Below are 26488 nucleotides of genomic sequence, written 5' to 3'. Positions count from 1 at the left end.
GTACTTGAACTGCGCCTCGTTGGAGGTCTGTCCGTCGATGAAGGCCTGACCTGTGCGGGCTGTGACGGCTTGTTGCACGAGTCGCTGTTCGTAGAAACCGTCACCCAGGCGTTTAGCGCTGGTGTCAGGGTCGTAACCGAGGCCGGAGAGCAGGTAGTCCGAACTCATGAACTGCTTGAGGTCGGTGAGCACAGGGTTGGTTTCGATCAGGTATTTATTGCCGTTAGGTCTCGCCGCATAGCTGGGCAGGCCCTGGACTTTGTTGACTTTTTGCGCGGTGGCTGTGGTGGCTCGGGTGATGCCTGGTGCGGAAATCACCTGACCGGTAGTTTGGCGAGTTGTTGTGGTCAACTGGCCTGCGGAGGCCGATATCTGACCGGCCGAATCGATTTGAATGTTCCGGGCTTGGGTGTCAGAAACGGTTTGCTCACGCTGAGCGACTGAGACGCTGGCGCCGCCGATGGTCCAGCTTTGTGGTGTTGAGCTCGTTCAAATAAATCAGTCCCCTTTTACCTAACGCATTGCCCGCCTGCGCAAAGAACACGGCATCACCCAAACCCAACTGGCTGAACGGCTGGGCGTGTCTCAGCAGACTATCCAAGCCTATGAGTCCGGCAAGCGGCGGATTCAGGTAGCGGCGTTGCCGGAGCTGGCCCGGCTGCTTTCGACCACACTCGAAGAGCTGTTTGGTCAGCAGCAGGAAACCACTGTGCGTAAGCGTGGGCCTGCTCCGAAATGGCAACAGCGACTGGAAGCCATCGACCAACTGCCCAAGAGCCAACAGACATTCGTTGCGCAGATGCTCGACGCCCTGATTGCTCAGGCCACGACCAAGGCAAGCAGCGAAGGAAGAGAGATTTTGCAGTAAGCAGATAAAACAACACCGGCGCGAGGCCGGTGCAATCCCAATCACTTTTACAGAAAACACCAGTATGAGTTCTGCTATCGGGGCGAAGCAAAATGTCTAAATATCAAGTTATGGATATATGCCGAGCCGCTCAAGCTCAGAGAAAAAATACTCCATGCCTTCCCGCATGCTATCTGTATCTTTTCTTATTACAACATCGTTACTTGCCGATATATTTAAAATAAAAGTATAAATATTGCGCTCTCTTTCACCATCTACCTTAAAGATGAAAAAACCCTTATTTTTCATCGCTACCAACTCTAGTATTTGAATAAACTCCTCTAGCCCGACGCTATCCATACTTGGCGAACCGAAACGAGCCGCATACTTTTCAGAAAGCTCATTGAAAGACATTAATCCAGCCCTCTTAATGCTTTTGAAATATCTTGGACATTAGTTAGCTTCCCCGTTGCAACCTTATCCACAACATTCCAAATAGTTTGTTTTGGCGGGCCATCTACGCCGTTTTTTATAATCAACTGCTCAACCACCTCAACAGCAGTCCGCTTGTTCCCATTATCAAACAGATGCCCGCCAGCAATATCCCTGATCATTGAGCCAGCCTTATTGTAAAAACCATCATAATTGGCAGCATTTGCAATAGCCGTATCAACTTCTCTGAATGAAACCGAACCGCCAAACTGTGAATTTATAGCAGTGATGTCGCCTGCACTTAAGCCGACCTTGAAACCACCAAGACCTGTTCCACTTGGAAGGTTTGACGCTGAACTTAAGCCACTAGTAGCTAGATCATCTACCTTACCGGCAGCGCCACCAGTTGCTTTTGGACCATTAAATCAAGCCAAACTCTCGCAACCTTACCTCACTCACAAACTCTAACCCCCCAATCTCGACCTTAGATCCATCTGAGTAATGGGAGTGGCCACAGACATTACACTGAAAAGCCAACAATCCGTTCTGCTTTCCTATAAAAATGCGCATACCAGGAGATTCACACCTAGGGCATTGCTCATCAATCTCGATAGTAACCAACTCCTCTATCGTATCGCGTAAAAACCGCGCAATAGCCTCTACGTCGTTGGCCTTATAGCCTAAAATGACTTTTCTAAAATGAGCTATGTCGCCAAGTCTAAAAGTCGAAAACTCAACGGGCATCAATTTCTCATTTACGTTCGAAAGCTGATCAAAACTATAGGCCGAGAACGGTTCGACAGAAAAATATTCATAATTGCGCCTTATCCACATAAGAATTACCTCGAGCATATCCCTCAGCGATGACTTATCACTCAAGAGCGTCACAGTCGATTGCAACTCATGCCAAACCTTTGGAGAGAGAGATCGCATCAATTACCCGCCTTAACTGGAAAGGTTGTGATCAGGTTGCCGGCTTTGTCGGTGAACACTTTTATCACAGAGGTGGGGATGCCTCCATCCTTCAGTGTAGTAGTGCCAATCACTCGCCCCACATCAACTGTTCTAACAAACTGACCATCTGGTAGCGCCATAACTGGAGACTTAACGACATCACTGCTCTGCAAAATTCCTTTCAACTCATCTGGAGCAATCGTAAATACTGAACGCGAGTTGGAAATTTCTCTATCGAAATGGCCATCAAGAACATGGTCGAACCCCGCAGAGACTGGATTGCCATTGTCCCGCAGAGGGGTGGTTTCTGTACGACCGTTAGCAACGTTTATACGAGACTGTACACGACCAGGAATACCTTCAGTGGCATTCACAATGTCTTTTGCACCACTAGGATTACCCCCCAACACATTCCTGTCAACCAACGTCCCTGCTTCTGCATCAGTCATCGCGCTGCTGGGATTCAGGTTTTTCGCGACGGTATCCAACTCCTTGGAGATCACATCCGCAATTTTCGTTGCAAAGACATCCCCGGCTTTTCCGACCGCTTTTGCTCCGCTTACCGCCGTAAATATTCGAATTGCCAGCATAGCCTGCTGAGCACTGCGCACATCCTGCCCGTAGATCGCATTAAGCTTGGCGGCTATATCAGCATTCAAAGCCACAGCAGCGCCTTCGCCTATCGCCAGTCCACTCTCTTGGAAGCTGTCCATCATCCCGGCTGGCAATCCTTTGACTCCTCGCCAGATTCCCACTAAGACAGCCCCCGGACTTTCTTGTGCCGCAGCGTAAAGATCCACCACGCCATTTTTGAATCCAACGCCAGAATCTTTGAGCTCTTTGATCAATCCTGTACTCAAGTCACGGCTGATACCGCTCTGAACGAACTGCTTGTAGAACGAGGGATCTGCGGAATCTGCAAACATCTCCGAGCGAAATAATTGATTCCCGGTCGTCGTGAAGAGTGACTGTGCATCCCCCAGCTCGTTAACAAACGTTTTTCCCGAGCCTGATAGAAATGCTTGAGCAGCACTGTCATTGCCATCGCTCAATATTGAGCGCCACAAGATATCGGTATCTTTTAACGCCTGTTGGCTGAGGCGCTCCATTGCCGCCTGCTTGGATACTCCTGTCTGATCGGCGAATTGCTGGGCGTTGTCTTCCAACCACTTCTGCTCTTCAGCATGAAGCTGTCGATTGTAGGTTGCCGCGTACTGAGCAATCTGTGCGCCCTTCTCAACATCCCCATTCACGGCGGCGGCGGCTGCGATCCCAGTTAGTTGCGAGGCCATCACTTGCAGCGCTTTGTCGTCGCCAACCATGTTTTTGATCACGTTGACCAAGGCTTCACTTGCACCCGCTGCCATTGCTCCTGTCTTGAAATCGCCTCCAGTGGCTTCTGCCAGCAGACCACCGACCAAAGCGTGTGCCATTACCTTTTGGACACTGCCTTCTTCGTATTTTCCTAAAGCGTAATCCCCAATCATCCTGAAGCCGAAGGCCATCCCAACGTTGGCGGCTTGGCCTGCTAAAGCGCTGCTTAAATTATTGGCATAACTGCCGCCGTTAATGGCGGTATTCACAAATGCATCGGACGCCGATTTCAGCAACACCGCCTGGAGACTGCCAAGGTCAAGCCCCAGTGATGCGGGGTCGTAGCCTGGCATCATCCCCCCCATTGCTGCGGACGTTAGGTATCCTTTGACTGCCCCTGACGACGTTACATCCTTGAATGTTGCTCCCAAATTACCCTTGTTGTTGATGACACTGACGGCGCCGGTACTGGCCATCGAGGTAAGCGCCGCAGTCGCAATGACGTTTCCAAGGCCGGCGGTAGCTGCACCTGCCGATGCGGTGGCTGCTGTAGCAGCCGCCATCGTTGAGCCGGCTCCGGCTCCAACCGCGCTGCCCGCCGATGCAGCAAGCGCACTCGCAGCACCCGCCGTCAACACCGTCACAATAATGATGATCGCCAGCATCGCGCCCTGACCCAGGCTTGAGTTGCTGTACTTGTAAGCATCATGCGTTTCTTTGATCAGCTTCCAATCCACATCCCCACGCTTCTCTGCCTCCTTCAACCACGCCAGATCCGGATCTGCCTTGACCATCGCATCAATTGCCTGACTGACGGTGTTGGTTGACCTGCTTCACATCAATGTGCAGCCCGTCCACCGCGTTGATCGCAAGGTTGCCCTTGGCGATGAGTTCGCTCTGGCGCAGGGTTTCGTCGGTGTTGCCTTTGCCCGACATCGAGTTCCACGCGAGGCTGGTGTTGCTCTTCTCGTGGCTTTCCTGATTGAGGTCTTTCACGCCTTCGAAGGTGATGGCGCCGCCGCTGCTGATGGTCAGGTCTTTGCCGCTGTTAAGTTTGGCGACCTGATAGCGTTGGTCGCCGCCGCTGACGAGGACCATGTTGCCGCCGGAGGTGATTTCGCTGCCGATATTGGTGACCTTGGTGACTTCGTCGCGTTTGGTCTTTTTGGCACCGAAGGAGCCTTTGCTCTTTTTGTCGTACAGCGAGTAGTCGCTGTCTTGCGCGGCGAGGATTTCGAGTTTGTCGCCTGCGACCAGATACGCTTCGTAGCCTGCGGTGATGCGGCTGGAGGTCACCGCGAGGTTTTGTCCGGCGCTGATCGCGACGCTGCCACCGGCCTTGATTTCGGTCGCCACCTGGCTGACGTGATCTTCCTGAACGGTGAGTTTTTTGCTCTTGCTTAACGAGTGTTCTTCGTCTGCCGCCGAGCTGATGTTGATGTTTTCGGTGGCGGCCATGGCGATGTCGCGCGTGGCGTCGATGCTGCTGGCGATGGCGTTGATGTCACGCCCCGCCTGAGCCGAGATGTCTCGACCGGCAGTGACCGTGGAGCCGGTCTGCGTGATGTCGCTGCTGGTGTGTTTGCTGTCGCGAACCAGGCTGTTGGTGACTTGAGTGGCGACGAGGTTGACGTCGCGACCGGCACTGAGGGTCATGTCGCGGCGGCTTTGTAGATCGCTGCCGATGTTGTTGATGTCACGCCCGGCTGAAATGCTCAGGTCGTTGGCGGCCTCGATGCGGGCGGCGTTGTCGGCGTAGTCATTGTGCCGCTGGCCGAGGACGCTGCTGTCCATCGAGGTCACGGTGCGCTCGTTGATCACGTCGCCGTTGATGGCGGTGAGGGTCACGTCGCGACCGGAAATGATCCCGCCCGCCTTGTTGACGATGTCGTTGCCCGCGAGCAGGTCGAGGCGGTTGCCCGCTTCGATCAAGCCGCTGTTGACCAGATCATTGCCTGCGGTCGCCGACAGGTTGTTGGTGGCGCGCAGGGTGCCGACGTTGTCGAGGTTTTCACCTGCAATCAGGGTGACGTCTTTACCGGCAATCAGGGCGCCGTTTGATGCCAGTCGGTTGTTGGCATTGGCTAGGTACAGCACCGGAACCAATACGGTTTCGCCGTTGACGACGGCGTCTTCCATCCAGACGATGTCATGTGTCAGGGCCGCGACCTGTTGCGCGGTCAGGCCTACGCCTACCGAAAGGTTGAGCGCATCCTTGCTGGCGATGGCGTTGCTCATCAGGTACTTGAACTGCGCCTCGTTGGAGGTCTGTCCGTCGATGAAGGCCTGACCTGTGCGGGCTGTGACGGCTTGTTGCACGAGTCGCTGTTCGTAGAAACCGTCACCCAGGCGTTTAGCGCTGGTGTCAGGGTCGTAACCGAGGCCGGAGAGCAGGTAGTCCGAACTCATGAACTGCTTGAGGTCGGTGAGCACAGGGTTGGTTTCGATCAGGTATTTATTGCCGTTAGGTCTCGCCGCATAGCTGGGCAGGCCCTGGACTTTGTTGACTTTTTGCGCGGTGGCTGTGGTGGCTCGGGTGATGCCTGGTGCGGAAATCACCTGACCGGTAGTTTGGCGAGTTGTTGTGGTCAACTGGCCTGCGGAGGCCGATATCTGACCGGCCGAATCGATTTGAATGTTCCGGGCTTGGGTGTCAGAAACGGTTTGCTCACGCTGAGCGACTGAGACGCTGGCGCCGCCGATGGTCCAGCTTTGTGGTGTGGCGCTGGCTTGGGTCGACTGGGTGTTGTTGCCTGCTTGCCCGCTTAGACGGAACAAACCGTTTTGGCCAGTGGGCAGGCTGAAACCTGGGAGGCTTAAAGGGTTGACTTGTTGTTGGGCCAAGTTTGGTGGGAGTTGACGGTTAAGCAATACCACGGACGGTTGGGTAGCACTGTATACGCCTGTACTCGAAGAGCGATTGGTTACAGCGGTAGTGGTCTTTTGAACTACCAGATTGCTGATGTCATTAGAGGCATTAAGATTTACCGCCCCGCCCGCTTGGATAATCGCAGCGGCGACAGATTGGCCGTCAGCTTTAACAGTGACCGGATCCGTTATGCCATAGAACAGGACGGGGTCAAATTTTCCGACCAACTCATTGAACGCCGCAATATCGAACGGGCCGGTTCTTGGGTGCTGAGCATCATAAGCTTGTACATCGTTAATCAATTGGTAAAAGTCAGAGCCCGAAACCCAATTATTAGCGCCGACCTCATGACCTGACGTGCCCGAAGCTGAAAGTGCAGCCTTGTTGGTGATATTGGTGCTGGTGATGGAAAGATCGTTGGCTGCCGACACCAAGCTGTATTGATTAAGAAAATTCTGACTGTTGATGCTCAGGTTATGCCCCGATACAAAGGTCGCCATAGGCGAGTCTTCACTGACAGTACTTTCAACAGTCTGATAGATAAAGACGGGGCCGCGAACTCTAGGGCTGCTAGGACCGTCGCAATGCTGCACACATCGGATGGTCATATAACCACCGGTAACTTGCTGATCCATGGCGAATTTTTCGCGCTGGTTCACGAAACTGTCAGCGGCGACTGTGATGTCACCTGCTGCCTCAATACTGGCGGAGCTATTGAGCAAGTTTTGCGCAGAGCTTCCCGGTGAAACCCCGGTAACCAAAAGGCTGCCCAAGCTGTAAACGTCTGCGTATTGGTTGGTGAAACTACCTACCTGAAGCTTCATGTTCCGGCCGCTGAACAGGAAGCCCCGACTTCCGTCTGCAGCTTGATTGTTAAGTAGTGTCTGAGTAACCACGGTCAGGTCTTGCGCAGCCCCGAGCGTCCCATAGTTATTCACCCCACCGGCATTCACCGTCATGTCACCCGCCGACGTCAGACGACCGTAGTTGGTCAGTTGTCCGCCTGCGTTAATCGCCGTGCTGCCGCCGCCTGCGATGGTGGTTGCACTGCCCAAGGTCATTTGGCCGGCGCTGGCACTGAGGTTGCCCAGGCTGCTCATCCGACCGTTGCCGGAGTAGGTGCCGCCGATGTTGAGGTTCAGGCTACCGTCGCTGGCGATCAGGCCGTCGTTGTTCCAGTTGCCGCCGGTGCCGACAAACGCGCTGGACGCAAGCAGTTGGCCGCTGGCGGTCTGGTTGAAGTTGTTGACGTTGACGTTCAGGCGTCCGGCCTGGATGACGCTGCTGTTGGTCCAGCTGTCGGCGTTGAGGGTCAGGCCGCCACGGGTGACGATGCTGCCGCCAGCGTTGGTAACGTTGGCGGTGGAGATGGCGAATTCGCCGTTGCCGACGTGGAGCAGGCTGCCGTTGGCGTTGAGGAAGCTGCTGACGTTGAAATTGAGGTCGTTGTTGGCGCTTTCGAGTACGCCGTTGCGGTTGTCGAAGGTGCCGCCGATGTTGAATTGCGTGGTGCCTGCGCCGCCGAGGGCGCGCAGTTTGCCGGTCTGGTTGTCGACGCTGCCGGCAGTGACGCTCAGGGTGCTGTCGCTTTCGATGATGCCGAGGCGGTTGTTCAGTGCGCCACTGAGGTTGAGGTCGATCTGGTTGGCGGCGATCTGGCCGTCGTTGTCGCCGCTGTTGTCGAAGTTGTTGCCGGTGACGCCGACGCGGCCTGTGGCGTAGAGGCCGCCGTTGCGGTTATCGAAGTTGCCGGTGGTGATCAGCGCATCGCCGCCGCGCGCCGAGACGCGTCCGCCGTAGTTGTCGAAGCCGCCAAGCGCTCTGAGGTCCAGGCGTTGGGCCTGTATTACACCGCCTTGACGGTTGGCGTTGTAGCCGTTTTTCAGCACGCCGGTTACGCGTGCAGTGAACGCACCTTGCAGGCTGGACAGCACGCCGCCTTGGTTATAAAGGTTGCTGGCACTGAGGCCCAGGTCGCCGCCTTGGGCGATGATGCGCCCGGTCTGGTTGTCGATGTCGCCTGCGACGTTGAGGTTCATGGCGCCTTGGCTTTGCAGGGCGCCGTTGCCATTGGACAGGCTGCCGGCCTGAAGCTGGACGTCGGCGATCTGGCTGTAGATCAAGCCATCAGCGCTGTTGAGGACGGCGGCGCTGCTGTTGATCACCAGGCTGCTGTTGGCGGCCACGGTGCCGCGATTACGGTTATCAAGGCTGGCAGTGTTGAGGGTCATCAGGCTTTGGCTGACCAGTTGCCCGCCCTGGTTGACGATCTGGCTGCTGCGGCGTAACAGCAAGGCGCCGGCGCTGGCGAGTTTGCCATTGCTGTTGGTCAGGGCGCCCAGCAGGTCGAGGGTGACGGCGCCTTTGCTGCTTAGATTCCCGGCACTGTTATCCAGCGCGTTGCCGGTGAAGCTGACGTCCTGCTGTGCGGTGATGTTGCCCGCTGCGTTACTCAGTGTGGTGGCGTTGACGGTGAGCGCAGCGCCGCTGTCGATCAGGCCGTTCTGGCTGTTGTCCAGCAAGCCATTGACGGTCAGGGTTTGCGCGCCGCCGCTGGACAAAATGCCGCCACGGTTGTCGAGGCTTGCCGCGTTGACGGTCAGGGCATTCTGGCTGACCAGTGCGCCGCCGCTGCTGTTGAGCAACGCGCCACTGACGGTGGCCGCGACGCTGCCATTGCGGCTGGACAGCGTGCCGTTGTTGCGGTTATCGAGGACGCCACTGTTAACGCTCAGACCTTGCCAGCCTGAGATCAGCCCGTTCTGGTTGATGACGCTGGCAGTGTTGACGGTCAGCAGGTTGTTGCTTATGAGCTTGCCGTTGGTGTTGTCGAAGTTGCCACCGGCCAAGGTGAAGCTTTGGCTGCTGGAGATTTCGCCGCCCTGGTTGTTGATGTCACGCAGACGGTTGAGGGTCAACGGTCCCTTGGCGGTGATCAGCCCCGCGCGGTTGTTGAGGTCAGCGCCGTTGAGGTCCAGGGTCAGCGCGGCATCACCGAGCAGACGGCCACCGTTTTGAGTCAACGCGTTCAGGGTCAGACTCATGTCGCCGTGAGCGGAGACTTCACCGCCGTTGCTGGAGTCCAGGCTGTCGGCGGTGATATTCAAGCTGTCCTGGCTGTTGATCAGCCCGTTAGCGGTGTTGTTCAGCGCGGCGGCATTGACGGTCAGCACGCTGTTGGCGAGCAGTTGCCCGCCTTGGTTGTCGAGGTTGGTGGAGCGGACGTTGAGCGCTTGCGCGGCGCTGATCAGGCCGTCATCGCGGTTGCTCAACAGGCCATTGGTGCTGAGTTGCAGATCGCTGCGACTGGTGATTGTCCCGCCGCCGTTGTCCAGCGTGCCGGCTTGGACATCCAGACTGGCGGCGGCGATCATGCCTTTGATGTTGATCAGGGCGTGGGCGATGCGTACGTTCAGGTCTTGATTGCTCAGCAGTTTGCCACCGCTGTTGTCCAGGCTTTGAGCCGCCAGCGTAAACGCCTGGTTGCTGGAAATTTCACCGTTCTGGTTGTTCACCCCGTTGAAATTTTTAAGCAACAGCGCGCCGGGGGTGTTGATCAGGCCGCCCTGATTGTTCAGTTGGCCGTTGTTGAGGTCCAGAGTCAGATCGGCGCTGCTGAACAGTTTGCCGTTTTGCTGATCCAGCCCACTGATACTGGCCACCAGATCCAAGGTGCTGCCGATGCTACCGCCGTCGCGGTTGGTCAATTGTGCGGCGGTCAGGTCCAGTCGGTCACTGGTGCTGACGAGCCCAGCCTGGCTGTTATCAAAATTGCCGGTGATTATCGCCAATGCGCCTTTGCTGCTGATGCTGCCTTTGGCGCTGTTATCGAGGCTGTCGCTGTGCAGGGTCAATGCGCCGTCGGTGACCAGTTTGCCGCCGTGGTTGGTGATGCTTCCGACACTGTTGAGAGTCAGCAGGCCAGCGCTGGACACGCTGCCAGCGTTGTTGATGAGGCTGCCGACGCGAGCGTTGAGCATGTCTTCGCTGCTGATCAGGCCCTGGCTGTTGTCGAGTAAACCGGCAAAATTGATGTCGATGCCTTTAAGGCCCACCAGCGAACCACCGGTGTTATCCAGCGTGTCACCGACCAGCGTGATACCCGCCTTGCCAGACAGCAGTCCATTGTTGAGGTTGGTGATCTTCGCGACGTTGAGCCTCAGGGCTTGCTGCGCCAGTACCTTGCCGCTGTCGCTGTTGTTCAGTTGCTGGCCGTTAACGGTGATCGTGTCCTGGCTGGACACTTCTCCGCCACGGTTATCGATATCGTCGACATTGAGCGTCAGCGCCTGGGTCGCGCCGATCAGGCCATTGAGGCGGTTATCCAACCTATTGCCGGTCAAATTCAGCATGCCCAAGGCGATCAGTTGCCCGCCTTGCTGTTGCAGGTTGCCAATCTTTGCGGTGAGGTTTTTCTTGCTGGAGATCTGACCCAGGCTGTTGTCTGCGCTGGCAGCGTTGAGCAGAAAATCTTCGTCGGCAATCAGCGTGCCTTGATGGTTGTTCAGCGCGTTATCGACGGTCAGCTTCAAGCCTGCGTGGCTGCTGAACATACCCTCGGTGTTGTCCAGACTGGCGCTGGTGATGTCCAGGCCCTGAGCAGAAACGGTGCCGTTAATGTTGCTGAGCACTTGGGCGATACGCATGGTCAGGGACTGATTGCTGATCAGCTTGCCGCCGCTGTTGTCGAGGTTTTGCGCGGTCAGGGTGAACGCCTGAGCGCTGGAGATTTCGCCGTTCTGGTTGTTGACGCCGTTGAGGTTCTTCAGGAGTAACGTGCCGGGGGCGTTGATCAAACCGCCCTGATTGTTCAACTGACCGTTGTTCATATCCAGGGTCAGCGCTGTTTTGCTGAACATCTGGCCGCCCAGTTGATCGAGACCGGTGACGCTGGCGTTCAACGCCATGGCACTGGCAATGCGCCCGGCCTCGCTGTTGTTGACTTGGGCTGCGGTGAGTTGAAGCGTGTCGGTACTGGTCAGGCTGCCGTTCTGGTGGTTGTCGAACGCGCCGGTATTGAGCACGACGCCTTTACCTGCGATGCGACCTTTTTGACTGTTGTCGAGGCTGGCACTGGTCAGCGTCAGCTTGGTGTCGGAGAGTATTTCGCCGCCATGATTGACGATGGCGCCGGTGCCGGTGAGCGTCGAAACGCCAGCGCTGGTGACGCTGCCGCCCGTGTTGGCGAGGCTTCCGACACGCAGGCTAAGGGTGTCGTCACTGCGCAACACGCCCTGATTGTTGTTCAGGTCATTGGCCGCGCTGAGATTCAGGTTGCGCTTGGCGTAGACGCTGCCCACACCGGTGTTGCTCAACTGGCCAACGTTGATATTGACGTCGCGCTGCCCGGAGACAGCGCCTTTATTCTGGTTGTTGAGGCCATCAAAGGTCAGCGACAGGTCGCCGTTGGCGAGTATGCGGCCATTACCGCTGTTGTCCGCTTGACCGCCGCTGGCAGACAAGTCACTAAGGGTAGAGATTTCGCCGTTACGGTTGTCGAGAGCCCCGGCACTGAGCACCAGATTGCCATTGGCGCCAAGGATGCCCAGCGCGTTGAGCAACTGCCCGGTAACATGCACCGTTAAAGCGCTGCTGGTGGAGATCTTGCCCTGTTGGCTGTTATCCAGATAACCGGCGTTCACCGAGAGGTCGCCGGCACTGGATACCAGGCCGTTTTGGGTGTTCAGCAACTGATCGGCAGTGACGCCCATACTGCCTTGGCTCAACACCCTGCCCGACTGGCGGTTATCCAGAGTGCCTGCCGTGACTTGTGTACGGGCCTGGCTGTTAAGCGTGCCGCCCTGGTTGTTCAGCGTCTGGCTGACGTTGGCCGTCAACGCGCGACTTGCTGTGATGCTGCCGGTATTGCGCACATTCTGCGCAGTGATCGACACATCACCGCTGACGTTGCGGCTGTTATCGGCGTTGACTCCCGCCTCGATGATGCCGGGGTTAGTCAACTGACCACCGCTGCTCAGGACCACGCCATCACGCGCTGCGATACTTTGCCGGTTAATGACGTCGCCTGTTGTGTTGACCGACAACGACGTGCCCGCATACACGGGCCCCGCAGCGTCCAGGCTGACGGCCTTGACGTTGACCGCCCCAGCCGCCGAGACCTGCGTCATGTTCAACTGCCCGTTGGCGTCGATCTGGATATCGCCAGCGCTGGCGGCAAGGTTGCCGGCCAGGCGCACCCCGACACCGGCTTCGGTGCCCACCAGTTTGATGGCCCCGGCGTACATGCCACCCAGCGCCGAGCTGTCGATGGCCAACACCGGTTTGCTGCTGCCGTCGTCGGCGCGGGCGGTGGCGCTGAGGGTTTGCGCGTCAACGTCGTTGCGACCGGCGACGATGGTCAGCTGTTTGGCGTTGATCTGGGCATTGATCTGCGCGGCGCGGGTGATGAGTTCAAATTGATCGACGTTATCGGCATTTACGCCGGAGCCATCAATAGAGATGCTGCCGCCATCTACCTGGAAACGCTGAAGCTGACCATTGTCGAGCACCGGTTTACCGGTGGTCAGGGTGACGCGCGGCGTATTGATGAAGCCGCAACCGTTGCAACTGATGCCGTAGGGGTTGGCGACGATGACACGCGCCGACTGGCCGGCCACTTCGGTGTAGCCCTTGAGCTGACTGGCGTTGGCACCGACCACTTCGTTGAGAATAGTGCTGGCGGCAGTGCCCGTGAAATTGGGGTTGCCGACGATGATCCCGCCCAGTTGTGTGTTCTGGGTGCGCGCCGTAGCGTTGTTGAGGATCACGCCCTGCGCATCGACGTTGTACTGCTGATACTGGTTGTGTGAGAGGCCGCTGGCATTGGGTGCAGCGATGTTGACGATCGGTACGCCATTACCCGCCTGATTGAGGCTGGTCTGGGTGCCGCCGCTGACCGCAATCCCATCGGCCTGAGCCATCAAGGGCTGCCAGAACATGGCGTTGATCAAAATCAGCGCGAGGCCACGTTTGGGCATACCCCAGAAACGCTCCCGCTCCATCAGGACGGCAGAAGGCTGGCGGGCAAGGAAGGCAAACTGGCGGACGTCCATGTCAAAAATCTCGAAGCGTTAGAGGAAGAAATCCAGACGAAAGTAGATCGGCGACTCGCGCTCGATCAGTCCGGCTGGACGCTCTAATAAGTGGGCATAGGTGACGCTGGCGGTGACGTGCTGGCCGCGAGCGAACAATTCAATGGCGTTGCTGGAGACACGACCGTGCTCGGCACCGTTGTAGCGGTCGTTGCGGATCACGCCTTGGTCGTAGCCGAAGCTGGTGCCGTATTCGGCGAAGGCCGGACGCAACCATTCCAGCGTCAGGGGACGCGTCAGGCGCAGGTCATTGCGCCAGTAACCGCCGCTGTCCCCGGACAAAAACTGATCCTTCATGCCGCGAACCGACGAGGAGCCTCCCAGGCTGGTGCGCTGCGCGCTGAATAACACGTCTTCACTGCGCTGGTCCGTGGCAAGGCTGGTAAAGGTCAGGCTTTCGCCCCACACCTTGAACGGCTGCAGGTAACTGAGGGTGCCGGTGTATTTGCGATAGCGCACATCCGCTTCGCCCGGGCCGGGTTGGCCGTTGTCCTGGGCACCCAATGCGCTGACACCCTGCTGCATGCCGAGGTCAAGGTTGACGAACGCCGAACCGACGCGCCGACCGTGGTTGAAGCCGTATTGCACTTCACTGATGCGGTTGCTGCTCAGGGCCAGGCGGCTGTCTTCGATGTAGTTGTTGGTGCGCAGATGGGCAAACCCCACGCTCAGGGACGTTTTGCTCAGGGCATCACGGTAAATGACCCGTTCGGCGCGCATCTGGTGGTTTGCACTGTCACCGGTCTGTTTGAAGTCGAACCCGTTGGCCTGCGCCACGGAACGGTAGTCGCTCTGGTTGTAGGTGTAACTGAAGGTCCACCAGCCCAAGGGCAGGCTGTAGTTGAACAAGGCGTTGCGCGATGCATGCTGATGATCGGTCATGGCGTCATGGCCGCTGCGCAGCATCACTTGATCGGACAACCCCAGCGGGCTGTCCCATTCCAGCCCCGTGTTCCACTGCTGCTCGCCGGTACTGCGCTGGCCGTCGTTGTTGCGCGACAGGCTCGCACGCCACAGCTTTTGCGGGGTGTTTTTGACGAGCACATCGCTGCCGCCGACGGCCTGGCCTGGAGTCAGCTCCATCTGTGCCTGGTTGGACGGCAGTCGGTTCAACTGGTCAACCATCTGCTCGATCTCGCGAAGGTTAAGCAACTGCCCTTCGCCCCCCGGAAACGCCATGGCCAGCTCACGCGGGGACAGACCGCTGCCAGCATCGCCCTTGATGTTTTCGAGCTTGCCCTCGATGACCAGCACGTCAAGGTGCCCTTTGGACAGATCCTGCTGCGGCAGGTAGGCACGGCTGGTGACCAGGCCTTTCTCCAGATAGCAGTCGGTGATGACCTTCAGCAGCCCATTGAGCTGAGGCACGCCCATGCATTGACGGAGATAAGGCTTGAGCAAGGTGTCGCGATCACTGGCTGAAAGCGCATCGGCGCCCTTGAGCGTGATGGTGTTGATGGTGAAGCAGCGGATGTCGACAGGCGCTGGCTCGACAGAGGGCGTTGACTGTTTACCAGGCAGTTCCTTGAGCTCTTCGAGCCTACGGCGCTGGTCTTCGAGTAAACGGTCCTGGCGATCACGGATCAAGTCCTGTTCACCGGGCGTGGGCGCTGCGAAGGCAGGCAATGATGCGGCGGCGAGCAGCACGCACAGCGCGCCTCTGGAGAGGGAAAAGTACACAGAGCGTCCTTGCAGTAGCACAGTGATATCAGTTGACGGACCGATGTTACTCAGTTCAATCCATTGACGTCAATTAAATGCCTTGCACCGACTGTAGTTTTTCCTACAGCCGTGTTCACCTCATAAACTAAAACCCAAGACCCCTCCTAGAGACTTGCCTGCGTCTTGAGATGCAATTTCTGGGTTATCGCACGGCGCGAAAACGAAGCGCCAAAGTCGAGCGATTCAAGGCCTGGTTGATGGAGCAACTGGCGCAGGATTGAGCATTTGCAGAGCATAAAAAAACGCCCATCGCATCGCCGGCATGCAGTGGGCGTTTTTCGATCCAGGGTTCAAGGGGTGGGCTTCAAGGCTTGGTGGTGTACCCAAATCCGCCGCTGAAGCGCTCGCGCAGGTATTCCACCAACGCGCTGACCGCCTTGGGCACCTGCGGGGAATATGGGCGGATCAAGTTGATTTCGTCCGCGAACGCACCATGAAGCTGCCATTTGGGCAGTACCTGAACCAGTTGACCATTGGCCAGCCCGGCCTGGGCGCTGAAGTCCGGCAGTAGCGCGATGCCCAGGTGAGTCAGCGCCGCATCGCGTAGCGCTTCACTGTTGTTGGTGGCGAAGGAGCCCTTGATCGGGACGGTGATGCGTTCCGGGATGGCTTTTCGCGACATCGAACGCTCAAACGTCCAAGCGGGTGCGTCGACGCCTCTGGGGTAGAACAGGCAGTTATGGTCCGAGAGTTCATGCGGGGATTTGGGCGTTCCGACCCGATCAAGGTAGGACCGGGTGGCAACCAGCACCGAGCGTGTCTCACACAGTTTCCACGCGACATGCGTGTCCGGCACTTGCTGGCTGTGGCGGATCGCGAGGTCGTAGCCGTCGGCGGTGATAGAGCTGAGCTGGTCCGAAACGTCGAGTTGTACCCGCACCTCGGGGTGCGCGTCGAGAAATCCGGCCAGCTGCGGTACCAACTGCTGTCGGGCGAACGCCACGGGTGCAGTCAGACGTAATAAGCCACGGATTCCCCCAGCCGAATCCCTTACTTGAGAAAAGCTGCGGGCAATGTGCGCGTAGGCGCTGCGCACTTCATCGACCAGCAATTGCCCGGCTTCGGTCAGCTTGACGCTGCGGGTGGTGCGCTGAACCAGACGCAAGCCCGTTGCTTTTTCCAGCTCGGCAATGCGCTGACTGACAGCTGATTTGCTGACGCCCAGCCGCAGGGCTGCGGCGGTGTAGGTGCCCTGATCTTCCAGCACCGACAGCCAGTGCACGTGAGTCCAAAGCCCCTCGATTTGATCTTTTTGCATGCGCGATTGTTCGCCAATGAAAACAATGAGTTCAATCTTTGCATCTCGCCATGAACAACGCAAAGCCCTATCTTAGGCGTCACGCCCTGCCCAACCAGGCCCCAGACTTTAACTCATAAGGTAAACACCCAATGCCGCTGATTAGAATCGATATCGTTGAAGGCCGTTCTGACGACCAGATCAAGACGTTGCTGGACACCGTCCACCGTGCGGTTGTCGAGGCATTTGAAGTCCCCGAAGGCGACCGCTATCAGATCGTCAACGAGCATCGCCCCAGCCGGTTGATCGTCGAAGACACCGGGCTCGGCATCCCGCGCACTCAAGACGTGGTGGTGATCAGCATCACCAGCCGACCGCGCACCGAAGCTTCCAAAACGCGGTTTTACCAGCTACTGGCGCAATCGTTGAAGGAGCACTGCGGTATAGAGCCCACGGACCTGATGGTGTCTATCGTCGTCAACAGCGATGCAGACTGGAGCTTCGGTCATGGTCGCGCGCAGTTTCTGACCGGCGAGCTTTAACGGCAGGGTCTGCTTTAACTGAGGTACCCGAGTGGCAGCTCGGTGGTCGATTTGATCTGCTCCATGGCAAAGCTGGAGCTGATGTCGGTGATGCCGGGCAGCCGAATCAAGCGCTTATAAACGGCGTCATAACCTGCGATGTCCGGCACCACCATGCGCAGCATGTAATCGGTGTCCCCCGCCATGCGATAGCACTCCACCACTTCAGGGAGCGTGGCCATCAGTGCATGGAAGCGGTCAAGCCAATCGGCGTTGTGCTGATTGGTGCGGATGGCCGCGAACACCGTCACCGACACCTTCAATTGCAAGGGATCGAGCAGCGCCACGCGCTGGCGGATGATGCCTTGCTCCTCCAGTTTCTGAACCCGCCGCCAGCAAGCCGTGCTGCCGAGACCGATTGCGTCGGCGATTTCGGCAATCGGCCGTGTGCAATCGGTTTGAAGAATGCTCAGGATTGCCTGGTCGAACTTGTCCACGTCATCACCTCTCATGCGGCAGACATCGCCTGTCTTTATGCCAATTGGGTACAACGATAATCCCGAATGAGCGGAGCATGAAATAAAAATCCGGCCCAGACCGCGAATGAGGAAATATATTCGCATTAATCTGTATTAACCCGAGCACTTATCAATTTTTTTTCGGTTTGACGCTAGTACCATTTTTACATCTTCAGACAGCGCAGGCCGACCATGTCCACTTTTCCTCGTTATTTCGATTACGCAGCCACCACGCCTGTCGACGACCGTGTCATCCAGCAGATGGTTACGTGTCTGGGTCAAGAAGGCACGTTTGGCAACCCCGCTTCCAACTCTCACGCTTACGGTAATCAGGCCCGTCAGGCCGTCGAACTCGCCCGCCGTCAGGTGGCTGAACTGGTCGGCGCTCAAGCACAGGCACTGGTGTGGACCTCGGGCGCAACGGAATCCAACAATCTGGCCATCAAAGGCATCGCACTGGGCGACATAAGCGGTCGGCGCCATCTGATCAGCAGTCGTATTGAACACAAGGCGGTGATCGACACCGTTCGGCAACTGGAACTAGCCGGTCATCCCGTGACCTGGCTTGAGCCTGACAGCCAGGGGTTGATCCAGCCTGATGCAGTGCGCCAGGCATTGCGTGACGACACGCTGCTGGTGTCTCTGATGCTGGTCAATAACGAGCTGGGCACGTTGACCGACATCGCCAGCATCGGCCGACTGGTTCGTGCACAGGGTGCAATCTTCCACGTTGACGCCGCACAAGGCACCGGCAAAGTCGCCATTGACCTCAGCAGTCTCGACGTTGACCTGATGTCATTCTCCGCACACAAAACCTATGGCCCGAAAGGCATTGGCGCGCTCTACGTCGGCGAGCGCGCGCACGCGCTGCTCCAGGCGCAGATGCACGGTGGCGGTCACGAGCAAGGGTTCAGGTCCGGTACGTTGGCCACGCACCAAATCGTCGGTATGGGCGCGGCTTTTGCCTTGTCCAGCGCCGAGATGCATGAAGAAACCCGGCGCATCGGCGCGCTGTCTGCGCAGTTGCTGGAAGGGCTTCTGAAGTTGCCCGGCGTGATGCTCAATGGCTGCCCGCAACAGCGCATTCCTCACACGCTCAACGTCTGCGTCCAGAGCCCGGGCTTTAATATCATGAGCTTGTCTCACGCGCTGGCGGTGTCCTCGACATCAGCCTGCAACTCTGCGGCGGGCGGTGCTTCGCATGTGTTGCTGGCGATGGGACTGAGCCCTGAAAAAGCCGCAACCGGCGTACGCCTGAGCCTGGGCCGATACACCCAGCGCGAAGACGTCGAGAAAGCCATTGAGGCGCTGAGTGAGTGCCTGGCGGCTCAACCGACCTTCTGGTGAGCTGATTTGAACGCGTAGTAGCCTTGGCAGGCTACTACTCAGAAAGTAGCCTTCAGGGGCTACTTTGGGACCGCATCAAGATTAACCGACGCTGCTTAGCCGGCTAACACACTCAACAATTTCGTCACTGCCAAGCCAATTGCGATGCTGGTGCTGAAACTGAGCAGCGTGCCCAGCAGCACGTACTCGCTCAGGGCGCGTTGCTCGACCCCCTTGATGTCGTTGAATCGCAGAATGCTTTTCGCAGTGAGGAGAAAGCCGATGGCCTGCCACTGTGCCAGCAAAACGAACGTCAGAATCAACGCCCTTTCGAGATAGCCGATCAGTGCGCCAGCGCTCTTCAACGTCCCCTGCGTGTCAACCGACGCCAGCCACGGATTAAGGATTGCGCCGATCAATAATGATGACGGCCGCAGCACGATCACGTAACCCAACACCACTACCAGATTGTGTGGATTGATCAATGCTTTGGCCGACGCCCCGACCGAGAGCCAATTGCCCTCGGCAATCATCCAGACGACGCAGACCACCGCAATATTCACCGCGTAACGCAGCACGAAGGCGAACTTCCAGCTGAGTTGGCCGATCAGCCAGCGCGCCAGCACCCAGCAGACACCGACTGCCACCCCCGCCAACACGCCGAAAAGCGCGCCGTGCCCGAACAACACCAAGATGGCGCCGAACACGCACACGTAAGCGACGACCGTCGTCAGGTCCAGCCAACGTCCACGGGGAGAGCGTGCTTTTGCGCGCCAGGCAGACGACAGATAATCCAGGCCCATATGCGCGAGGATCAGCACCAGCAGCAACACCTGAACGTCACGCATCGGCAAGCTCCTTAATCCATTGACCTACGCGCTGGAGGTAACGATCCAGCAATCGTGCTTGAGCCCGTCTCAAGGTCTTGTTGACCGTAATTCGGGATTTGCCCAAGACCTGGGCGATTGTTTCCTGACTGTCATCATCGACCAGATGCATGCAATAGGTTCGCGCCTCCACCACGGTCCACTTCTCGACGATGGCAGCGACAAAGTCTGTGGTGAGTTCGGTGCGTTCGTTAAACCTTTCGTCGTTGCTAAACACCGCCAGCGTGGCTTTTTTCATGCTGTCCAGGCCTTGACCTGAGAGGATGAACGCCTCGCCGTACGTAAAGTCAGATTCCGCGCTGCCAATGCCAACGGCCACGCGCGCATCCCAGCGCTCTTTATCGGGGCTTGCTGAAATCAGACCTGCGCGTATAGCCAGTGCGCACTTGAGCGCGTGAGTGGCTTCATCAAGCACCACCTGAAACCCGTCACCGCGATAGATATCGGCGGTGAAGCCGTAGATGTGCTGGAGATCCGCGAGGACCTGTTTCAAGGCTGCGAGGTAGGCCTGGGTGTCGCCGACCGAGCGTGAATGAATCAAATCGCCGGTCAGCACTGCTTTAATGGTCATGGACACATCCTGAATCATCGGAGCGGTTTCATCACTATAGGCCATGTGCGAAAAAAAGTAGCCTAAAGAGGCTACATTTTAAAATGTAACCTCCAAAGGCTACATCCAAGCGAGTAGCCTCGGGGGGCTACAAAAAGGAGATCCAACGCTGTGGACGACGCTAGAGTCGCCCATCATCAAGTCGGGGAACTAGGCCAGCGCCGCCGAAATCTTTGCCTGGAGATCATGCTCGGAAAACGGTTTCTGGATGACGGACGCGCCCGCCAGCCCGAGCACATCGGTATCTGCGTAGCCTGTGATGAAGATCACCGGCAATGTGGGGTGAGCGGCTGCAACCAGTGCTGCCAGTTCAGCACCGTTCATGCCGGGCATGGCGTAATCGGACAACACCAGATCAATGCGACCATCCACCTGAGTGATGGCGCGTGCGCCATCTGCCACCTGAACCACGTTGTAACCCATGGACTCCAGCATCATCGCCGTCACGCTGCGCACCGCCTCATCGTCATCGACCAGCATGATCGTCGCGCGGGTGCCGTTGTGCGGCTCGATTTCGGGTGGCGCGGGGCGAACTGCGGCGAGCGGAACACAACCCATGCTCGGCAGGTACACAAACACCGTAGTGCCTTGTTCCACCGCCGTCTCGATGCGCACGCCGCCTCCCGACTGTTTGGCGAAGCCGAATACCTGCGCCAGTCCAAGCCCCGAGCCCTTGCCGACCTCCTTGGTGGTGAAGAACGGTTCGAACGCCTTCGCCAGCGTCTCGGGACTCATCCCGCTGCCGGTATCGCGCACGGAGATCACCACATAGTTGCCCGGTTCCGGGTGCCCGGGACGCTGAGCAGGCCACTCAACCACTTCGTTATAGGTGCGCAGATGAAGAGAGCCCCCCGCGACCATGGCGTCGCGGGCATTGATCGCCAGGTTGAGGATGATCATTTCGGTTTGCGTCGGGTCGGCAGAAGCCGTCCACAAGTCTTGCGCCAGAGAGGTTTCAAACCAGACGCTTGCGCCCATCGCCTTGACCAGAAGATTCCTCATGCCTTCGACAGTCGCGTTCAGATTGATGGCGGTCGGGGCCAGCCGCTGACGGCGGGAAAAGGAGAGCAGTTGGGCAGTCAGTTTGGCGCCCCGCTCGCCGGCGTCCTTGATGTGCTGAAGACGGGGCTTGACTCTGTCCGTCACGCCACGGTCGATGGCCTTCATTGCCAGCGAGGCACTGGTCAGGATGACGGTGAGAAGATTATTGAAATCATGTGCCACGCCTGCCGTCAATTGTCCCACCACTTCAAGGCGCTGCATTTGCTGAAGCTCGGCCTCAACCTTTTCCCGCTGCTCGATCTGCTCGCGCAAGCGAAGGTTGGTGGCCGCCAACTCGTCGACGATCGTACGTTCATCTGTAATGTCCCGCACAGCGGCGTACATCAGGCCGTCCTCCGGGACGATGGTCCAGGACAGCCAACGGAAATCCCCGTTCGAATGACGCATCCGGTTGACGAACCGGGTGGAGACGTTGCCGCTGGAGATGCTCTGGGTTTCCCTGATCGTGGCGTCAAGGTCTAGCGGGTGAATCAACTCCCACAATCGCAAGCCGCTGATGTGCTCACGCGACCAGCCCAAGGCCGACTCCCACGCCGGATTGAACGCAACGGGCGTCATGTCGAAGCGCAATACCGCCAGCAACTCGCGGGACAGTTCCCAGGTGCGGTCTCGCTCGCGTGTGCGCTGCTCGACGCGCTCCCCCAGGGTTTCATTGAGCTGCACCAACGCTTGCGTGGCTTTTCGGCGTTCGCTGATGTCCTGGATCACGCCAGAAAACCTCACGCATTGGCCGTCCTTGAAGATCGAGCGACCATTGGACAGCAGCCAGCGGATCCGATCACCCGGCAGCAGTATTCGGTATTCAACGTGGAAATCGGATTCCTGGCCGAGGGCTTCGTCAACTTTGGCGGCCAGTATCGCCGTGTCATCGGGGTGGCAGAGTCCGATAACCTGATCCGCGTCCAGCATGGCATTGGGCGGCAGTTCATAGAGCGCCTTACACCGTTCATCCCAAATCACCGCATTGGTTTTCAGGTCCAGCTCCCAGACACCCATGTCTGCGGCTTCAATAGCCAGCTGTGCCCGAGCCTTGATTTCTTCCAGCGCGGTTTCGGCGTCCCGCCGCCGTTGACGCTCGAAGACTTCGATAACGGCACGCTTGACCGCCTTGGGCAGCAGGTTGAGGTTTTGCTTGAGGACGTAATCGACGGCGCCCAGGCGCATGGTTTCGACGGCTTTCTGTTGGCCAAACATCCCGGACAGGAAGATAAAGGGCGTGTCGGGCGCGATCTCTTTGGCGACGTCGAGCACATGAATGCCGGAAGATGAGGGCAAGATGAAATCGCAGACAATCACATCAAATCGGCTACGCTCCAGCGCCGCCCGCGCACCGTGGTGATCGTAAACAACCACAGGGTCGATCTGCAGGCCAAATTTTTCCAGCGCCATGAGTATCAGCTCGACATCGCGGGGGCTGTCTTCAACCAGAAGCAAATTCAATGGGTTCAACCGCATATGGGCTCAATACTCATCCTGGGTGTTACTCGAAAGTCTGAAGAGCTCAATTCGGCTCATCCCAAGCCAGCGTCTTTTACAGACATCGCACCCGACCCGCGCGACTCAAAAAAATGCACGACACGATACCAACTGGTATCGCTGCTCGCTGCCAATATCGATGCGCGGTTGCGGTGATCGCGTTTGTCAGGCGCTGGTCATTAATCACTGAACGAATGCTCAACCATTTCGTCCGACATTAGTACCCACCAACCTCCGTGAACCGATATGCGCAACTGGCACAGCAAATCCTTGGGATACGGCGAAAGCGTTTACCAGTCGTTGAACTGGCTTGAACAATTACGCTATGAACTTTGCCCCAAAGCACAATCGCCTTTCACGCTCACTCTTAATACGTTCAGTTCTGAAACCGTGGTGTTCTTCGAGCCTGAGTTTGGCGATCTGGCATGGGCGTTTGGCGCCTCGCCGTGTGAGCGTCCGATTGTGGACGGCGTTTGCTGGTTCGATCTGGCCTACACGCCTGCGCAATTGGACGACAGCTGTGGCGAGATCCATGCCCTCAAGGCACGCGGTTATCCTGGCGATCAGTTCGCTGATGGTCGAGGTCGAGCCGTGACCGATCAGTAACAGCCCAACGTCCGGACTCAATTCAAAGCTGCCGAAACAAAGCAGCGGCGACAATCCCCGCAGTAATGGCCGCAAGCGGCTTTTTGGTCAGCAACATCACTCCCGCCGTGGTCAGCAATGCCAGCCGTGCGCCGTTGTCACCGGTGACAGCCAAGGGGGCGAGCACTGCCACAAGCACTGATCCCGACATCGCGCTGATGAACATCTGGACCCGATAGCTGATCGGCACAAACGACATCACGAAGACCCCGCCCCATCGCGTCGCCAGCGTCACCACTGCCATTATCAGCACGATGATCAAAGTACCGTAACCGCCCGACTCAATGTTCATGCTTCTTCTCCAGCCATATAGCCCCCAGAATCCCGCCGGCCAGCGCACCCACGACCACGTGGCTGTTTTCCGGCAGATACCGGTAGGCCAGCAGTGATGAGCAAGCCGCGACTGTCCAGATGACCACCATGCGCAGGCTTTTCTGTCCGCCAATCACCATCGCGAGCAGAAAACATCCCATCACCATGTCCAGCCCCCAACTGACGGGATCGTGGATCGCGCTTCCGAAATAAATGCCCATCCAGCTGCCCAGCGACCAGGCTGCCCAAAGCGCGATACCGCCGCCGAAGAGCAAACCCAGTCCCGACTCGCCACGACCGAACGCCTGCATCGACATTGCCCAGTTGGCGTCCGAGACCACGAGCATTACGCCATAGCGTTTGGCCCGAGGCAGCTCGCGCAGCCATGGATACAGGCTCGCCCCCATGAGCAAATGCCGCGCGTTGATCGCGAAGACGGTAACGATCAGCGGAATAAGCGGCACCTGATCGCCCCACAACTTGAGCACGGCAAACTGCGAGGCGCCTGCAAACACCAAGGTGCTCATGGCGACAATCGAGGTTTCTTCAAGCCCTGCCTGAACGGCGGCAAGACCGAACGCCACGCCAAAAACAATGACAAAAAAAGAGATGGGCAGCAGGCTTTTGAAGCCTGCCCATACCTCGTTGAGGCTAAGCTGGTAGGGGAAATTTTCAGCAGATGACACGGTGAGTCTCCGTCATGTTGAGCCATTGCCTTGAACGATCAACTTGTACGATCGTGGCCGCTGCGTCCTTTGCAGAAGGCTTTGCCCCCTGAGGCGAATCATGCTACTACAGCCACGTAGTGCTGCATTGCATGGAAAGATGTGCATATCAGGATAGTTCCATAGCATGAAGACATGCATATGGTAGAGACGATCAATTAGGCAATGGCAAGACCCTGAAATACCTTTGCGATCACACGAAAAGATGGCGCATTGATATCGCGTGTTACGTAACAGATCCCGCGAGTCCTCCTCATGAAAACCCCCATTCCACTCAGCGCCCGCATAGGCCTTGGCTTTGCGGCCGTGGTTTCTCTTCTTATCCTGATAACGGCTGTCGGTATCCAGCGGGTAGGCTTTATCGAATCCACGCTTGAGGACGTTGGCCAGAACGCCGCCAAGGTTCAGCGTTATGCCATCAACTTTCGTGGCAGCGTACATAACCGGGCGATTGCCATACGTGATGCGGTCCTGGTTGATAACACCCAAGACTTGGAACTGCACTTGAACGAAGTCAGCCAACTGGAAAAGGCCTACACCGATTCTGCTGTGGCAATGGACCAGCTGTTCAAAGGACCGGGGGTGTCTGCGCGCGAGCAAGCGTTGTTGAGTGACATCAAAGACATTGAGAAGCAAACGCTGGCCGCCACCACTACGTTGGTCACCTTAAGGCGCAGCGGTGATATTGCCGGAGCGCGGGCGCTGTTGCTGAACCAGACATCGGCCAGCTACAGCGAATGGCTCAAACGCATCAACCTGCTGATCGACCATGAAGAGGCTTCGATCAAGTCCCAACTGGACTCAGTGCAAGCCACCGCCAGCCAGTTTCGTGGCTTGATGCTGGTAGCCACCGCGGTCGCGCTACTGCTGAGCATCATCCTGTCGGCGTTTATCATTCGGTTTGTCAAATCGACGCTGGGCGCGGAGCCTGCCGAGGTTGCGCACGCCATTCAGCGATTGGCTGCGAGAGATTTGCAGCAGCGCATCGAGACGGCTTACCCCAACAGCGTAATGGGCGTCCTGAAAACCGCGCTGATGCGCCTGGCTGACACCATCACTCAAGTGCGTGAAGCTGCCCGGGAGGTCACCGACTCGTCAACGCTGCTGTCCGCGACTTCGTCCACCAACAACGAACACATTGGCCTGCAAACCCGCGAAGCGGAACAGGTTGCGGCGGCGATCACTCAACTGGCCGCCACTGCCAGCGAGGTGTCGGGTTACGCAGCTCAGGCGGCCGACGCCGCCCGCCAGGCAGACAACGAAGTTGAAAGTGGCAACCAGTTGGTTGCGAGCACCACCCTGGCAGTTGAGCAACTGGCCAGTTCGCTGGTTGAAACCACTAGGACGGTCGAGCAGGTGTCCACTCAGAGCGAACAGATAGAGTCGGTCATCGAAGTGATCAATTCAATCGCCTCCCAGACCAATCTACTGGCGCTCAACGCCGCTATCGAAGCGGCGCGGGCTGGCGAGCATGGGCGAGGATTTGCAGTGGTGGCCGATGAAGTTCGCTCACTGGCCAACCGCACACAACAGTCGACGCAAGATATCCGTGAAATGATCAGCACCTTGCAGACCGGTACAGTGACCGCAGTGCAGACGATGCGTGATAGCTGCGAGCTGGCGAACCGAACCGTGGAGCAAACACGTAACGCTCAGGGCGCGCTGTCCAAGATCAGTCAGGAAGTGGGCGCAATCAACCACATGAACGCACAGATCGCCAGTGCATCCATGCAGCAAAGCACCGTTGCCGAGGACGTTTCACTCAACATCAATCGTATTCACGGTTCAACCGTGCAATCGGCGACCGGTTCGCACCAAGTGGCTGCCGCCAGTCTGGAGCTGACGCAGCTGGCGGATCGTCTCACGCAGAAGGTCGCGTATTTCAACACCGCGAAACGTGCCTGAGCCCTCGGCCTCTGTAGGCGCCAACGTGTTGGCGA

17 protein-coding genes are annotated in these 26488 nt (G+C 57.6%); 5 read left to right on the top strand and 12 right to left on the bottom strand.

What is annotated here, in order from left to right:
- The first annotated feature begins 520 nt into the window (after positions 1–520).
- Positions 521–868, top strand: a complete 348-nt coding sequence (locus tag OYW20_RS12440; RefSeq protein WP_328284824.1) for a helix-turn-helix transcriptional regulator — start codon at positions 521–523, stop codon at positions 866–868.
- A gap of 108 nt (positions 869–976) precedes the next feature.
- Here OYW20_RS12440 and OYW20_RS12435 read toward each other — a convergent pair whose 3' ends face one another.
- The 6 genes from OYW20_RS12435 to OYW20_RS12410 form a co-directional block, all read right to left on the bottom strand.
- Positions 977–1261 (bottom strand): hypothetical protein, encoded by a 285-nt coding sequence (locus OYW20_RS12435; protein WP_268800970.1) that lies wholly within the window; start codon positions 1259–1261, stop codon positions 977–979.
- Positions 1261–1461, bottom strand: coding sequence for a hypothetical protein (locus OYW20_RS12430; RefSeq protein WP_268800969.1), 201 nt, complete (start codon positions 1459–1461; stop codon positions 1261–1263). The genes OYW20_RS12435 and OYW20_RS12430 overlap by 1 nt, the downstream gene beginning before the upstream one ends.
- A 750-nt stretch (positions 1462–2211) precedes the next feature.
- Positions 2212–4341 carry a DUF637 domain-containing protein gene (locus OYW20_RS26240; protein WP_408005492.1) on the bottom strand — a complete coding sequence of 710 codons (2130 nt, stop codon included), beginning with the start codon at positions 4339–4341 and terminating at the stop codon, positions 2212–2214.
- Between the two features lie 4 nt (positions 4342–4345).
- The gene (locus tag OYW20_RS12420) at positions 4346–13468 is read right to left on the bottom strand and encodes a two-partner secretion domain-containing protein (RefSeq protein ID WP_408005491.1); all 9123 of its coding nucleotides are present in this window, start codon (positions 13466–13468) and stop codon (positions 4346–4348) included.
- 18 nt (positions 13469–13486) lie between these two features.
- Positions 13487–15187 (bottom strand): ShlB/FhaC/HecB family hemolysin secretion/activation protein, encoded by a 1701-nt coding sequence (locus OYW20_RS12415; RefSeq protein ID WP_268800968.1) that lies wholly within the window; start codon positions 15185–15187, stop codon positions 13487–13489.
- Between the two features lie 346 nt (positions 15188–15533).
- Positions 15534–16487 (bottom strand): LysR family transcriptional regulator, encoded by a 954-nt coding sequence (locus OYW20_RS12410; RefSeq protein WP_268800967.1) that lies wholly within the window; start codon positions 16485–16487, stop codon positions 15534–15536.
- Between the two features lie 131 nt (positions 16488–16618).
- Here OYW20_RS12410 and OYW20_RS12405 point away from each other — a divergent pair, with 131 nt between their 5' ends.
- Positions 16619–17008 (top strand): tautomerase family protein, encoded by a 390-nt coding sequence (locus OYW20_RS12405; RefSeq protein WP_268800966.1) that lies wholly within the window; start codon positions 16619–16621, stop codon positions 17006–17008.
- Between the two features lie 14 nt (positions 17009–17022).
- Here the strand turns inward: OYW20_RS12405 and OYW20_RS12400 are convergent, their stop codons facing one another.
- Positions 17023–17484, bottom strand: a complete 462-nt coding sequence (locus tag OYW20_RS12400; protein WP_268801111.1) for an Lrp/AsnC family transcriptional regulator — start codon at positions 17482–17484, stop codon at positions 17023–17025.
- 213 nt (positions 17485–17697) lie between these two features.
- On the opposite strand from OYW20_RS12400, the gene OYW20_RS12395 reads away from it, so the two are divergent.
- Entirely contained in the window at positions 17698–18852 is a 1155-nt protein-coding gene (locus OYW20_RS12395; RefSeq protein ID WP_268800965.1) for a cysteine desulfurase family protein, read from the top strand.
- 95 nt (positions 18853–18947) lie between these two features.
- Here the strand turns inward: OYW20_RS12395 and OYW20_RS12390 are convergent, their stop codons facing one another.
- The 3 genes from OYW20_RS12390 to OYW20_RS12380 all read right to left on the bottom strand — a co-directional run bounded on the left by OYW20_RS12390 (position 18948) and on the right by OYW20_RS12380 (position 22845).
- Positions 18948–19679: a hypothetical protein gene (locus tag OYW20_RS12390; protein WP_268800964.1), complete on the bottom strand. Its 732-nt coding sequence runs from the start codon at positions 19677–19679 to the stop codon at positions 18948–18950.
- A complete protein-coding gene (locus OYW20_RS12385; protein WP_268800963.1) occupies positions 19672–20289 on the bottom strand; it encodes a hypothetical protein in 618 nt (205 codons plus the stop codon). The genes OYW20_RS12390 and OYW20_RS12385 overlap by 8 nt, the downstream gene beginning before the upstream one ends.
- 189 nt (positions 20290–20478) lie before the next feature.
- Positions 20479–22845 carry a response regulator gene (locus OYW20_RS12380; RefSeq protein WP_268800962.1) on the bottom strand — a complete coding sequence of 789 codons (2367 nt, stop codon included), beginning with the start codon at positions 22843–22845 and terminating at the stop codon, positions 20479–20481.
- Between the two features lie 267 nt (positions 22846–23112).
- Here OYW20_RS12380 and OYW20_RS12375 point away from each other — a divergent pair, with 267 nt between their 5' ends.
- Complete coding sequence (locus OYW20_RS12375) at positions 23113–23472, top strand: hypothetical protein (protein WP_268800961.1); 360 nt, start codon at positions 23113–23115, stop codon at positions 23470–23472.
- 22 nt (positions 23473–23494) lie between these two features.
- Here the strand turns inward: OYW20_RS12375 and OYW20_RS12370 are convergent, their stop codons facing one another.
- Both OYW20_RS12370 and OYW20_RS12365 read right to left on the bottom strand, forming a co-directional pair.
- Positions 23495–23803 carry an AzlD family protein gene (locus tag OYW20_RS12370; RefSeq protein WP_268800960.1) on the bottom strand — a complete coding sequence of 103 codons (309 nt, stop codon included), beginning with the start codon at positions 23801–23803 and terminating at the stop codon, positions 23495–23497.
- Positions 23793–24509, bottom strand: a complete 717-nt coding sequence (locus OYW20_RS12365; protein ID WP_268800959.1) for an AzlC family ABC transporter permease — start codon at positions 24507–24509, stop codon at positions 23793–23795. Before OYW20_RS12365 ends, OYW20_RS12370 begins: the two co-directional genes overlap by 11 nt.
- 294 nt (positions 24510–24803) lie before the next feature.
- On the opposite strand from OYW20_RS12365, the gene OYW20_RS12360 reads away from it, so the two are divergent.
- Positions 24804–26453, top strand: a complete 1650-nt coding sequence (locus tag OYW20_RS12360) for a methyl-accepting chemotaxis protein (RefSeq protein WP_268800958.1) — start codon at positions 24804–24806, stop codon at positions 26451–26453.
- Positions 26454–26488 lie beyond the last annotated feature (35 nt).

Origin of the sequence: Pseudomonas sp. BSw22131, assembly GCF_026810445.1 — a bacterium.
Taxonomy (GTDB): Bacteria; Pseudomonadota; Gammaproteobacteria; order Pseudomonadales; family Pseudomonadaceae; genus Aquipseudomonas; species Aquipseudomonas huanghezhanensis.
The sequence above is the reverse complement of the archived record's forward strand: the minus strand, read 5'-3'. Positions and strand labels throughout refer to the sequence as shown.

What these genes read in the sequence shown, in the direction of transcription:
- OYW20_RS12420 (WP_408005491.1), bottom strand. Translation starts at nt 13,468, where the DNA reads ATGGACGTCCGCCAGTTTGCCTTCCTTGCCCGCCAGCCTTCTGCCGTC.
- OYW20_RS12390 (WP_268800964.1), bottom strand. Translation starts at nt 19,679, where the DNA reads ATGCGTGACGTTCAGGTGTTGCTGCTGGTGCTGATCCTCGCGCATATG.
- OYW20_RS12370 (WP_268800960.1), bottom strand. Translation starts at nt 23,803, where the DNA reads ATGAACATTGAGTCGGGCGGTTACGGTACTTTGATCATCGTGCTGATA.
- OYW20_RS12410 (WP_268800967.1), bottom strand. Translation starts at nt 16,487, where the DNA reads ATGCAAAAAGATCAAATCGAGGGGCTTTGGACTCACGTGCACTGGCTG.
- OYW20_RS12430 (WP_268800969.1), bottom strand. Translation starts at nt 1,461, where the DNA reads ATGATCAGGGATATTGCTGGCGGGCATCTGTTTGATAATGGGAACAAG.
- OYW20_RS12405 (WP_268800966.1), top strand. Translation starts at nt 16,619, where the DNA reads ATGCCGCTGATTAGAATCGATATCGTTGAAGGCCGTTCTGACGACCAG.
- OYW20_RS12435 (WP_268800970.1), bottom strand. Translation starts at nt 1,261, where the DNA reads ATGTCTTTCAATGAGCTTTCTGAAAAGTATGCGGCTCGTTTCGGTTCG.
- OYW20_RS12385 (WP_268800963.1), bottom strand. Translation starts at nt 20,289, where the DNA reads ATGACCATTAAAGCAGTGCTGACCGGCGATTTGATTCATTCACGCTCG.
- OYW20_RS12360 (WP_268800958.1), top strand. Translation starts at nt 24,804, where the DNA reads ATGAAAACCCCCATTCCACTCAGCGCCCGCATAGGCCTTGGCTTTGCG.
- OYW20_RS12395 (WP_268800965.1), top strand. Translation starts at nt 17,698, where the DNA reads ATGTCCACTTTTCCTCGTTATTTCGATTACGCAGCCACCACGCCTGTC.
- OYW20_RS12380 (WP_268800962.1), bottom strand. Translation starts at nt 22,845, where the DNA reads ATGCGGTTGAACCCATTGAATTTGCTTCTGGTTGAAGACAGCCCCCGC.
- OYW20_RS26240 (WP_408005492.1), bottom strand. Translation starts at nt 4,341, where the DNA reads ATGGTCAAGGCAGATCCGGATCTGGCGTGGTTGAAGGAGGCAGAGAAG.
- OYW20_RS12375 (WP_268800961.1), top strand. Translation starts at nt 23,113, where the DNA reads ATGCGCAACTGGCACAGCAAATCCTTGGGATACGGCGAAAGCGTTTAC.